The sequence below is a fragment of the Pseudomonas sp. GW823-FHT06B06 genome, from assembly GCF_058795195.1.
On the sequence record NZ_JBXAHO010000018.1, the window covers coordinates 40,324 to 52,368 of the forward strand.

Below are 12,045 nucleotides of genomic sequence, written 5' to 3' on the forward strand. Positions count from 1 at the left end.
TTGGTCGGGGATCAGCGATTGAGCATTCAGGCACCCGGCCAGGTGTCTGACAGTCGATAGCCTTGTGGCCACGGATCGCTTGGGTCGAGCAGTAATTGATGGGTACCGGTAATCCAGGCCCGCCCGGAAATGCACGGGTAGATGGCGGGGCGCCCGGCCACTTCGGTCAGCGAGTCAATACGGCAGTGGAACGCTGAGCCGATGATCGAGCGACCGATAAATCTGTCCCCAACGCCCATCAAGCCTTTGGCCTGCAACACGGCCATCCGCGCGGAGCAGCCAGTGCCGGTAGGCGAGCGGTCGATCTTGCCCGGTTGAATCACCACCGCATTGGCACCCGTGGCAATGCCCTGCTCACGAACGATGGGCGCGGCGATCTGGCAAAAGGAAATGTGCGACCAATCGGGGTTCAGCGGATGGACAAAGCCCAATTGCTCATTGGCGGCCCGGGTGATTTTCAACCCAACCGCCACCAGGTCGGCCGCTTCATCGGGGCTGATTGAAAACCCCAGGTCCTGGGCATCGGCGATCACAAAGCTGTCGCCGCCGTAGGCGGTATCGACCTTGAGCGTGCCGACACCTTGCACTTCGATCCACGCATCGAGACGATCGGCGAAGGACGGCACGTTTTTGATTTCCACCCGTTCGACCTTGCCATCACGGCAATCGGCGACGGCTTCGATCAGGCCGCCGGGTGCTTCGAGCACCAGCCGGGTTTGCGGTTCGGTCATTGGCACGATACCGGTGTCGAGCAACACGGTGGCCACGCACAATGAGTTGGAGCCTGACATCGGCGGCGTGTCCGCTGGCTCCATGATGATCCAGGCCATCTGCGCCCGCGGGTCCTTGGCCGGCACCAACAGATTGACGTGTCGGAACACTCCGCCCCGGGGTTCGTTGAGTACGAAGTTGCGCAGGTTTTCGTCTTTGGCAATCCAGCGCGATTGTTCCCACACCGTGGCGCCGGGCGGTGGTGCGACTCCGCCGACAATGACGTCGCCGACTTCACCTTCGGCGTGGCAACTGACTACATGAATCACTTTCGATGAACGCATTCTCTGCTCCTTGTGTTGACTGTTCGGGCCTCTTCGCGGGCAAGCCCGCTCCCACAGGTTTATGGATTGGCTCGTGATTGTGTGTACACCACCAGATCCTGTGGGAGCGAGCCTGCTCGCGAAGGGGCCACCGGTTATTTCACCGATTTGAGAAACGCCGCCGTCTCCGCATGCACCGGATTGCCGATCACCTGATCCGGTGAGCCGATCTCATGCACCAGACCGTTGCGAAAGAACGCCACGCGGTCGGACACGTCCCGCGCGAAACGGATCTCGTGAGTCACCAGCACCATGGTCATGCCGTCCTCGGCGAGCATGCGCATCGTATCCAGCACTTCGCCGACCAACTGTGGGTCCAGAGCCGAGGTGGCTTCGTCGAACAGCATGTAGTCCGGTGACATGGCCAGGGCGCGGGCGATGGCCATGCGTTGTTGCTGACCGCCAGACAGCTTGCCGGGGAAGGTCTTGAGTTTGTCGCCCAGGCCCACGTGGGTCAGCTGCCGTACCGCCAGTTCCTCGGCGCAGGCCTTGCTTTTACCCAGCACTTTGCGCGGCGCCAGCATGACGTTCTCCAGCACAGTCAAATGCGGAAAAGCGTTCCATTGCTGGAACACGATGCCGATCTTCTGCCGCAGGCGGTTCAGGTCGGTGGCGTTGTGATGGACCTCGACGCCGTCGACCCGGATGTTGCCTTTCTGGATTGGCTCCAGGCCGTTGATGCACATCAACAAGGTCGATTTGCCAGAACCGGAGCCACCGATGATTGACACCACCTCGCCCTTGCTCACCGTGAGGTTCACTCCCTTGATCACTTCGAGATTGCCGAAGGATTTGTGTACGTTCTCGATCTCAATCATTTTCTTGCCACCTTCTTTCCAGACGAGCGCCCAGGCGTGCGACCACCAGGCTCATGACGTAGTAGATAAGGCCCGCGATGCATAGCACCACCAACGGTTCCTGGATGCGGGTCACGATGGTTTGCGAGGCGCGCAGCAGTTCGACGATGCCGATCCACATCACCAGCGCGGTGTCCTTCATCACGCCCAGCACCAGGTTCAGCCAGCCGGGAAAGGCCACGCGAGTGGCCATCGGCAGGACGATCCAGCGCAGGTCCTGCAGGAAGCTCAGGCCCAACGAACGACTGGCGCGGCGCACCGTGAACGGCACCGACAGCACGCCGCCGCGCACGATTTCGGTAAAGTACGCCGCGGTGTAGACCCCCAGCACAATGCAACCGACGCTGAAGGCGCTGATGTTCAGGCCGACGATGCTTTTGAGCGAGTTGAACAGGACGAACTGGATCAGCAACGGCACGCTGCGAAACACGTCCAGCACCCAGGCCAGCGGCAGGCTGAGCCGTGGGAACAGGGCGCGCAGCAACCCGAACAACAGCCCTGCAATGGAACCGAGAATGATCGCCCAGAACGTCAATTGCAGCGTGACCCAGGCGCCGTCGAGCAGGAACAACAGGTCATTGGAGGAAAACTCGGTGGAAAACATGGACAGCTCCTCAGTAACGGAACAACCGCCAGGCCATCAGCCGGGCTGCCGCGACGATCGCCTTGGCAATCAGGTAATACAGCACTGCTGCGATGGCGAAGTATTCGAAGGTGCGGAAGGTCTTGACGTTGTATTCCTGAGTCACTCCGGTCAGGTCATTGTTAAGGCCGACGATGACCCCCAGCGATGTCATCAGCACCGCCCACACCATTTGATTGGTGAGCGGATAGAAGACGATTCGTAGCAGTTGCGGGACGATGATCATGCGGTAGGTCTGGAAGGCACTCATGCCGAGTGAGCGCGCGGCACGTACCTGGGTGTGGGGCACCGCCTTGAGCCCGCCACGGAAGTTTTCCGCGAGATAACCGGCGTTGTTGAAAGTGATCCCGGCCAGTAGCGCGAGCCAGGAGCTGACATGCAGGCCCAGTGAGCCGAGGCCGAAGTACAGGATGTAAATCTGGAACAGCGACGGAGTGTTGCGGGCAATCGATACCCAGCCGTTGCCGATGCCACGCAGCAGCGGGTGCCTGGCTTCGCGCATGACCGTCAGGACCAGGGCAATCAGTACACCGAAAATCATCGACAGCGCAGCGGTCTCGAACGTGACCCACGCGCCGGTGAGCATGTCCGGCAAGGCACGCAGGGCGGTGCGCCATTGGAAGGTGTAGTCAAACATGCGAGCGGTTCTCCATCGGCAAGGCAGGTTGCAACCAGCTCGGCAGACGCCCGCTGGCGGTGGCGGTGCAGGCGGCATCGACACATTCGGCCAGGCTGGCGAAGTGCACGTTGCGCCCCACCAGGCCGGGTGCGTAATGGGCGTACTTGCCCGAATTGGTCATTAAGGTGGTGGCGGCCCGCGGGATTACCGGTTCGCCGAGCATGCACCAGCAGGTATCGGTCACCAGGGTGGCGCCAAAGGTTTCAATGACATCGATGTACCCGGCGTCACGGGCCTGCTCCAGCACCGCACGACCGCAAGTGATGGCGAGCACCACCTCGGGGTGCTTGACCCGGTCGCGACACAGCTGTGCCAAGCGGGCGAACTCGCTGAGCGAGAAGTGCGGGTTACCCAGCGAGACCACCTCCACGTGGTTGTCCCTGGCGCTGTTGAGCTCACGCCAACTGACCAGCAGGTCCTCCAGGCGGATCGTTGCCACGGGCAGCGGGGTATCCGGCTCCAGCACCTGCGCCGGGTCGAGTGCTTCGGGGGTGACCCCGGCGATGTGGAACAGCGGCGCGGCGGACGTGGTGGCGAACGCCGCGCCGAAGGCTTTCAAGTCGTCCAGGTCTGGCTGGCGTTGTTCCAGGCCGAATATCAGCGGGATCCGGCTGCCCGCGAGTGCGCCGATGTGGTAACCGAGCAAGGGGTAGAATGCATCGTCGAGTTCAGCCAATTCCGGCAATTCAACGCGCAGGCGGGCTTTGCGTGGCGCGTCCAGATGGCAGCCGATCAGGGGCGCGCGGCCGGTCAGGGCGATGCAGATATCCAGGTAGTCGGGGTACTTCAGGGTGCGTGCCCCAAGCACGCTGTTGGCGTAGACCACCGCGTTGGATTCGGCCCAGACGATCTGGTCGCCGGCCTTCGGTGCGCTGTCGAGCAAATAGGGCGCACAGGTGAAACTGAGCTGTGCACCCATTGCCATGTAGGCGTCGCCCACGGCGCTGGCCGGCTCGCCGAGCAGTGGGTCGATGCCCAGCTCGCGCCAACGACGCTGGTCAACGGATATTGAATTGAGGGTAGTGGGGACCCGAACCTTGGCGCCCCACTGCACCAGTTGTTGAGCAAAGCGCAGGCTCGCAGGTCCGGTGTAAATGCAACCGTCGATGTGCGCCTGGGTAACATCTATAAGACGCTGGGCACCTTGCAGTTCGGCCAGGCGCAGGACGATTTGCATGGCCATCTGCGCCGCTTTGCCATGCGCGCCGTTGAGCAACGCGTGGTCGAACTCCCTGAGTTCGATTGCTGTGCTGGTATCGCGAGCCTGCGTCGGCGTTTCGGATGGCTGCCAGTTGTCGACGGGGATGTGATCGAACACGGCCAGACTGGCACCGTCGATTCGGGCAAAGGCCTTGCCGCGCAAGGCGGCGAAGGCCTCGCTGCCGATGCAGAGCACCGGCAGCGAACGCTCGAAAATCATCTGTGCCACCAGCACGCCCAAGGTCAGGATCTCATCGGCTTCGGCCAGTACCAGAGCGGCTGGTGCATGACCGTTGCTGATCAGTTCCATCAGCACACTGCTGCCAGTACACGAACCGCGTCCGCTGGGAATGGCGAGCACTCGACCGCTCAGGTATTCGCCGCTGAGGGGATGGTGACGGTCGATGATTTCACCCCGCAAGGGGTCGACTCCGCCCCAGAAGCTCAACCCGACATCGGCAAACAGCAGGGCACCCTGGGCAGCGCCCGGGACCAGGCTGCGACCGGTCAGAGAAGTGGGCCTAGGCATGCCGGGCACCTCAGTAGTAGACCTTTGGCACGGTCAGGTCGCTCGGCGAAATCTCGGTGCCGACCCATTTGGTGAACAACTCCTTGTAGCGACCGTTGCGTACCTGCTGGTTGACGAACAGGTTGAGGTAATTGAGCAGGCCGTACTCGTTGCGCTTGGTACCCAGGGAGACATAGTCGATGGTGTAGGGCGCGTTGCCGGCGATCTTCAGGTTTTTGTATTTACCCGCCTTGATCGTTGCGGCGGCGACGGTATTGGTGACCACCGTGGCGTCGATATGACCCTGGGCCACCGCCAGCAGCGTGTCGTTTTGTGACTGGTAGGCACGGAAGGTACCGGTGCCCCATTTCTTCACATCGTTCTCCAGGGCAATGGCTTCATAGGTGCCACTGGTGTTGCCCAGTGCCTTGCCCTTGATGTCGTCGAAACTGTTGATGCCGGTGTTATCGCGGGTCAGGACGACCATCTGGAAGGCGAAGTACGGCACGGTCAGGCCGACGGTCTTGGCCCGCTCAAGGGTGTCGGAGGTCGAGGCGACAATCACGTCGGCCCGCCCGGATATCAGTGCTGGAATGCGGTCCGGGAAGGGTGTTTCGACCACTTCGGCCTCGACCCCGAGGACCTTTGCCAGGTCGGTGCAATAGTCCACGTCAAAACCCGCCGGGGCGTTGCTGGCATCTCGAAAACCCATGGGCGGGAAGTCCAGCGTCACGGCGCAGCGCAGCTTCCCGGAACCGATGATGTCGTCGAGTTTGTCAGCCTGTGCGGTGGCGATGAAGGTAGTACTGAGAACAGCGCTGAGGGCTACGGCAAATGCGGGGTTTTTCATAGAGGCCTCGTTGTCGGAAGTGCTGTTAGATATCGTATTGGGGATTTCGTATACGATATTAACAATAGCAACGGTTGTGCCGATTTGCCTTTTTACCGGCAAATATTTTCCAGCCCTTGAGTCAGGGCGGTTTACAAGTCGGGAGCAGGGCAGCGGCGTCGTGTCGCCGGGCAGGCAGGTGTTACAGAAGGGAGCACCCTGTGTGCGGGGCGCCCCTTAAAGGAACATTTAACGACCGCGATCGCGGAACTGGCTGGGCGAAAGGCTGGTGAGGGCACGGAACTGGCGGCTGAAAGCACTGTGGTCGGTGTAGCCGCAGCGCAGGGCGATTTCGGTGATGGGCAGGTCGCTCTCCAGCAACAACCGCGTACCTTCTTCGAGCCGGGACTTGTGGATCATCTGCCGTGGGGTGAGCTGGAACACCCGTTTGCAATGGCGTTCGAGTTGCGCAACCGAAAAACCCGCGATTGCCGTCAGTTCGGCAAGGCTGATAGGTCGAGCAAAATGACGACGGATGTGCGCGTCCACCGCTGCCAGTTTCTGGAACGCCGGGTGGTTGGCCTGGGGCAACTGCAGGTCACGGGAAATGCCGGCCAGGCCGACGATCTGCCCATGTTCATCGCGCAGCGCGAGTTTATGGGTCAGGCACCAGACTGGCTGGTTACCGAAATACAGGTGCAGTTCGAGTTGGTCGGCCAATTCGCGTCCGGTGGCCAACACCCGTCGATCCTGTTCGGTGTAAATCGGGCCAAAGCGCTCCGGGAAGACACGCTCTGCTGTCAGCCCCAGCAGTTGGTCACTGTGCTTGAAGCTACAGCGTCGGACCAGGGTCTGGTTGACGAAAACGTAGCGGGCCTCGCAGTCCTTGATGAAAAACACCACGTCCGTCAGGGTATCGAGCAGCGTCGCGATGGCCTGCAAACTGTTCAGCAGCGTCGGCAGGTCGCAGGGTTTGAAATGATTGAGTGAGGGGAACATATCAAGAGGGGCCTGGTGGCGACTACCGGGACTATAAAGACTCGGCAGCGCCCCCGAAACCCCGAAGCGAGCGTTTACACCGGTGGCGTGTCATCCAGGCACATCAGGGTTTCGATGCGCGCCGGGTTGAACGGCGGCCGGGGCGCCGTGGGTTGCCAGTCGAACAGATACTGCAAGGCACCGCCACACACCCGGCCCTGGCAGGCGCCCATGCCGCAGCGACTGGCCAGTTTGGCCTCGCGCCAGCCAACGTGCCCGGACAGTGCCGAGTAGGGTACGTCTTCGCAACGACAGACCAGCGTGTCGGGTTGCGCCAGCGACTTGAGCTGCGGGTCGAGGCTGAAGGCGCTGTTCAACGCCTTGGCGAAACCCTGCCAGCGCGCGCGACGTGGCCACAAATCCCGTGCCGCCGCGGTGTTACCCACCGCCACATGCCCGGCGATTGCCCCTTCAACCAGTGCCAGCTCACTGCCGCCGAAACCGGTGCATTCGCCAGCGGCGTAGTGGTCGGTGTGGCTCGTGGTTTGCCAGGCATCCACGGCAAGCGCCGAGCCATCGAGCGCGCAGCCCAAGGCCTGACCGAGTTGGGTGTTGGGAATCAGGCCGAAACCACAGGCCAGGCGATCACACGCCAATTCGACGATTTTGCCCCGATGCCGCAATCGCACAGCTTCCAGCCGATCGTTGCCCAAGGCCGCCACGACATGGCTGCCGGTGCGGTAATGACGGTCGAACAGACTGAAAGATTGCACCAGCTTGCCCGGCCAGCGCGGCAGTTGCAGGGCGAATCCTGCGACCGCGACCGCAGAGGCCTGCTCGGCGATGCGCAGCACCTGGGCACCGTTGTGTTTCGCAGTGGCCGCGCTGGCCAGTAGCAACGGACCGCTGCCGGCGATCACCACACGCTCGTCCTGCACGGGCAGGCCACCCTTGATCAGCGCCTGAAGTCCGCCCGCGCCGGTCACTCCTGGCAGCGTCCAGCCGGGGAAGGGCAGCAGCAATTCACGGGCACCGGTACATAGAATCAGTTTGTCATAGCCGATCAACCAGCCTCGGTCGGCGTCTTCCACCAGCAATTGCTTGGCACCAGCGAGGGCAATTACACGGGTGCCGGCATGGTGGCGGATATTGCTGTTGGCCTGCAGGCGCTCGCGCATCTGCCGGGCCTGATTCGGCAGGCTGGCCTGTGGCCCGTCGCGCCAGATCTGGCCGCCCGGCAGCGGGTTGTCGTCGAGCACCACAATGCGCGCGCCACTGGACGCTGCGGCGAGGGCGGCACTCATGCCGGCGGGGCCAGCGCCGATGATCAGCAGGTCGGCGTATTCGTTCATGCTCGGGTCTGCACTTGCATGCCTTGCTGGCATAGCGTTTGGCAGGCCAGTCGGCGGCGACCGTCGATGGTCACCCGGCATTCCTGGCAGATGCCCATGCCGCACAGCGGTGCGCGGCGCTGACCGCTGACGGCAGTGCGACTGCAACCGTCGCCGGCCAGTGCCAGTGCAGCAGCCACCGTCGTGCCCGCGGCCACCTTCAGCGCGCGGCCATCCATGATCAAATCAAGCATAGGCGGCCTCTTCGAGAAAACGTTGCGGCAGATAGGGTTGTACCGCCAGAGGCGGCGTCTCATTGAACAATTGCGCGACCAGTAAATCGGCAGTCCCGGGCGCCGTGGTGACCCCCAGTCCTTCGTGCCCGACCGCCAGCCACAGGCCTTTGCGTTTGGGGTGCTGGCCAATCAGCGGCAGGCCGTCCGGGCTGGCGGCGCGAAAACCGGTCCAGGCGCGGATACCGTTGAGTTGAGCCAGGCCCGGCATGTATTCGGTGGTGCGCTTGAGCATTTTCGCGAGCATCCAACCTTCGACCTGCGGGTCGGTGGTGCCGAATTGTCGCGAAGCACCAATGAACAATTGCCCGGTGGGGCGGGGCTGAATGTTGCAGGCGGTCGACGGTCCCGTCGCATTGTGGGCGCTGGTGACGTAACCCAGCTCCACCAGCGTGTGGGTGACCTTGCCGGGGTAGCGGTCGGTGATCAGCAGGTGGCCCTTCTTCGGTTCGATCGGCAACTCGGGGCACAAGTCATTGGCCTGGATGCCGTTGGCCAAAATGACCGCTTCAGCGTTCAACCACTGGCCATCATCGAGTCGCACGCGGTTGCCATCGACCTCGCTGACCCGTGCCCGCCGTTGTTCGATGCCCGGAGTGTCGAGCATCCAGTTGGCGGTCGCCGGGGCATAGAGAATGCCGTCGCCGTTGATCAACAAACCACCCTCCAGGCCATCGCGCAATTCCGGCTCACGGGCATGCAAGGCGTTGCCGGTGATCAGCTCGCAGGTAACGCCCCGGGCTTGAAGGTTCATATGTTTGCTTTGGGCCACCGCCATTTCCTCGGCATTGGCCGCCAGCCACAATGTGCCATTGCTGCGATAAGAGCAGCTTTCGGGCAGTTGCGGGGCCTGTTCGCGCCAGCGTTGCACTGAGTATTGGCTCAGGGCCAGTTCGGCAGGGTTGTCATCGAGCACCAGCAAATGGCCCATGCCAGCGGCTGTCGCGCCGTGCAGGCCAGCGTCCAGTACCAGCACGCGCAAGCCGCGCCGGGCCAGCGCCTGGGCACAAGCGGCGCCGATGATACCTGCACCGATCACGATCACATCGGCCACCAGGCCTTGGTTCATGGGCGAATGCCCCAGGCGAACGGGTCGGCCTGTTCAATGATCAGGCTGGCTTCGGCACTGATAAAAGCGCGGCCGCGAATGGTCGGTACGATGCGCTCGCCATGACGTTCGTAGGAGCCCTCGAACTCGCTGCCGATCACGCTTGCCTGACGCCAGATCTGTCCCGGTTGCAATTTGCCGTCGGCCGCCAGGCACGCCAACTTGGCACTGGTACCGGTGCCGCAGGGCGAACGGTCGTAGGCCTTGCCGGGACAGAGCACAAAGTTGCGGCTGTCGGCCTGGGCGTCATCGGCGAACAGTTCGACGTGGTCGATCAACCCGCCGTCTTCACCGCGTATCCCCTGAATGTCCAGTGCTTGCTGCACGGCGTAGGTGTAAGCGGTCAACGCCTCCAGGTTGTCACTGTCGACCCGCAGGCCATGTTCGGCGATCAGGAAAAACCAGTTGCCCCCCCAGGCGATATCGCCGACCACCTGGCCGATCCCCGGCACCTGCAAGGCTACGGCTTTGCGATAACGATAGGCCGGCACGTTGCGCACGCTGACGGAGTAGTCGTCGTGCAAGGTGGCCTGTACCGTACCGACCGGTGTTTCGATGCTGTGCACGCCCGGACCGATCTTGCCCAGGTGTGCCAGCGACGCCACCAAGCCAATGGTGCCGTGGCCGCACATGCCAAGGTAGCCGGTATTGTTGAAGAAAATCACTCCGGCGCAGGCAGCGGGGTCGACCGGTTCGCACAACAATGCGCCGACCAGCACGTCGCTGCCCCGTGGTTCGAGCACGCAGGCGGCGCGCCATTGATCATGGTGTTCAGCCAGTCGCCGAAGCCGTTCGGCCATGCTGCCGGTACCCAGGTCGGGAAAACCGCCGGTCACCAGGCGGGTGGGTTCGCCGCCAGTGTGGGAGTCGATCACGGTGATGCGTTTCATGACAGGGCCACGTCCGTTCAGATGAGTGAACGCAAGAGTGGCCCGTGCGAGGGTTTGGCGGCTTGATGGTTTTATCCTGCGCCGATGACGAAATCAGCACAATCAAGCAGACGGTCAAGGGTGGTGGGGCAGGTGCTCGAACAACGTTTTGCAGACCCCGGCGATGTGTTCGTCGAGCAGCTTCACTGCCCGGTCGACGTCACCGGCGCGACAGGCTTCGACGATCTCCCGGTGCTCGTGGTCGGCACGTTCCTTCCCGGAGGAGAGGCTCATCTGCATCCGCAGATAACGTTCCAGTTTGTCGTTGACCGAACGGATCAGGCTCACCAGAAACGGACGTTGCGCCGGTTCGTAGAGACAGGCGTGGAGTTCCCAGTTGAGCTCAGCCCAGCGTCCCACGTCATCTTCGCCGATGAACTCCTGGCAGATGCGTTCGGCGCGGGCGAATGTGTCTTCGGTCATGTTGGGAATGGCCAGGCGCAGCACCTTGTCTTCGAGCAACATGCGCACTTCGAACATCTGTGCCAGTTCGGCATCGGACACCCGAGTGACCATTGCCCCGCGATTGCGCTGGAACATCACCAGGCCTTCGGCTTCCAGACGCTTGAGGGCCTCGCGGACCGGGATCTTGCTGACGTTGAACTGCCGGGCGATGTCGTCCTGGCGAATAGGCTCGTCTTCGGCGAAATGCCCCGCGACGATGGCGTCACGCAGATGGCGAGTGATGATTTCCGATGTCGAAGGCGCATTGCCCAAGTCGGGTGCGTTAAATTTGGGTGAGTTCACGGCGGCGGTCGTTCGGATTGAGTTAGAGATATGGTATACGAATTTTGCGCCGAAACTCACTGGCCTGTGCCTTGACGCTGTTCGCTTGACTTAGCGCTACACGCATTTCACGCGTTCGAACGCCGGGGCGCGGATATCAGTGCTGATCTACAACGATGTACGTGTGCTACCGCAGACCGGTGAGGGTGGGGAATTAACGTTTTGGCAGGTAAATCGGGAGCGCGTGCAAAGTCCTATAGGCGTCAGCGGTGCGGCGATCCGATTGCCCGCGAAGAACGCGTTGGAGCAGGCACACCGCAGCAGTTAGCGCCTACAGCCACACGGCATCCCACAACGGATAGTCCCCAATTTTCTCGACCAATCCCGCTCGCAGCGGATTGGCCACGATATAGCGCGCCACCGCCGGCAGGTCTTCATCCCTGCGGATCGCTCGGTCATGAAAGCCATGTTGCCAGAGTGAACCATCGCGCTCGAGCGAACGATTCAATGCAAGTGTAATACGTGATTTTGTCCTCGCCATTATGCAAGTAAGCGTGTTGTTTTTGAGCTCGAACAGCCAATGGAGATGGTCCGGCATGACAACCCAGGCCAGCGAAAGCACCAGCTCTTCTTCCTGCGCCTTCTTCAATGCATCGACCACGAGCCGGCCTTGCATGTAGTCCCTGAATACGGGGTCCCGGTTCTGAACGACGGTTGTGACCAGATAGATCTGCCCCGGCGCTGAAAAGCGCCCGGTGCGCAATCGATGCGCCTGGTGAATGGTTGGCATGGTGCATCTTCCTTGATCATGGCGTTGTCAGTTCAGGCTAGAACGTTGGGGAAATAGTGTTGGTGAACAGTTATTCCTGA

At 61.9% G+C, this 12,045-nt stretch carries 13 protein-coding genes; all 13 read right to left on the reverse strand.

The genetic code is table 11. The features are described 5' to 3' along the window. Positions 1-26: 26 nt before the first annotated feature. Complete coding sequence (locus tag AC1Q8Q_RS17860; protein ID WP_020797780.1) at positions 27-1,055, reverse strand: trans-3-hydroxy-L-proline dehydratase; 1,029 nt, start codon at positions 1,053-1,055, stop codon at positions 27-29. Positions 1,056-1,189: 134 nt separating this feature from the next. Further along, positions 1,190-1,912, reverse strand: a complete 723-nt coding sequence (locus AC1Q8Q_RS17865) for an amino acid ABC transporter ATP-binding protein (RefSeq protein ID WP_492615301.1) — start codon at positions 1,910-1,912, stop codon at positions 1,190-1,192. After that, complete coding sequence (locus AC1Q8Q_RS17870; RefSeq protein ID WP_020797782.1) at positions 1,905-2,555, reverse strand: amino acid ABC transporter permease; 651 nt, start codon at positions 2,553-2,555, stop codon at positions 1,905-1,907. The genes AC1Q8Q_RS17865 and AC1Q8Q_RS17870 overlap by 8 nt, the downstream gene beginning before the upstream one ends. Before the next feature lie 10 nt (positions 2,556-2,565). Further along, positions 2,566-3,231 carry an amino acid ABC transporter permease gene (locus tag AC1Q8Q_RS17875; RefSeq protein WP_020797783.1) on the reverse strand — a complete coding sequence of 222 codons (666 nt, stop codon included), beginning with the start codon at positions 3,229-3,231 and terminating at the stop codon, positions 2,566-2,568. After that, positions 3,224-5,002, reverse strand: coding sequence for a cis-3-hydroxy-L-proline dehydratase (lhpI, locus tag AC1Q8Q_RS17880; protein WP_492615302.1), 1,779 nt, complete (start codon positions 5,000-5,002; stop codon positions 3,224-3,226). Before lhpI ends, AC1Q8Q_RS17875 begins: the two co-directional genes overlap by 8 nt. A gap of 10 nt (positions 5,003-5,012) precedes the next feature. Next, positions 5,013-5,831: an ABC transporter substrate-binding protein gene (locus AC1Q8Q_RS17885; protein ID WP_492615303.1), complete on the reverse strand. Its 819-nt coding sequence runs from the start codon at positions 5,829-5,831 to the stop codon at positions 5,013-5,015. 228 nt (positions 5,832-6,059) lie between these two features. Then, positions 6,060-6,809, reverse strand: coding sequence for a helix-turn-helix domain-containing protein (locus AC1Q8Q_RS17890; protein WP_492615304.1), 750 nt, complete (start codon positions 6,807-6,809; stop codon positions 6,060-6,062). Between the two features lie 74 nt (positions 6,810-6,883). Beyond that, on the reverse strand, positions 6,884-8,140 hold the full coding sequence (locus AC1Q8Q_RS17895; protein ID WP_168757972.1) for an NAD(P)/FAD-dependent oxidoreductase: 1,257 nt from the start codon (positions 8,138-8,140) through the stop codon (positions 6,884-6,886). Then, positions 8,137-8,373, reverse strand: coding sequence for a 2Fe-2S iron-sulfur cluster-binding protein (locus AC1Q8Q_RS17900; RefSeq protein WP_083348931.1), 237 nt, complete (start codon positions 8,371-8,373; stop codon positions 8,137-8,139). Before AC1Q8Q_RS17900 ends, AC1Q8Q_RS17895 begins: the two co-directional genes overlap by 4 nt. Further along, positions 8,366-9,481, reverse strand: a complete 1,116-nt coding sequence (locus AC1Q8Q_RS17905; protein WP_492615305.1) for an NAD(P)/FAD-dependent oxidoreductase — start codon at positions 9,479-9,481, stop codon at positions 8,366-8,368. The genes AC1Q8Q_RS17900 and AC1Q8Q_RS17905 overlap by 8 nt, the downstream gene beginning before the upstream one ends. After that, the gene (locus tag AC1Q8Q_RS17910) at positions 9,478-10,410 is read right to left on the reverse strand and encodes a 4-hydroxyproline epimerase (protein WP_033043150.1); all 933 of its coding nucleotides are present in this window, start codon (positions 10,408-10,410) and stop codon (positions 9,478-9,480) included. Before AC1Q8Q_RS17910 ends, AC1Q8Q_RS17905 begins: the two co-directional genes overlap by 4 nt. A 114-nt stretch (positions 10,411-10,524) precedes the next feature. After that, complete coding sequence (locus AC1Q8Q_RS17915) at positions 10,525-11,196, reverse strand: GntR family transcriptional regulator (protein ID WP_020797791.1); 672 nt, start codon at positions 11,194-11,196, stop codon at positions 10,525-10,527. Positions 11,197-11,506: 310 nt separating this feature from the next. Then, positions 11,507-11,965: an REP-associated tyrosine transposase gene (locus AC1Q8Q_RS17920; RefSeq protein ID WP_492615306.1), complete on the reverse strand. Its 459-nt coding sequence runs from the start codon at positions 11,963-11,965 to the stop codon at positions 11,507-11,509. Between the last annotated feature and the right edge of the window lie 80 nt (positions 11,966-12,045).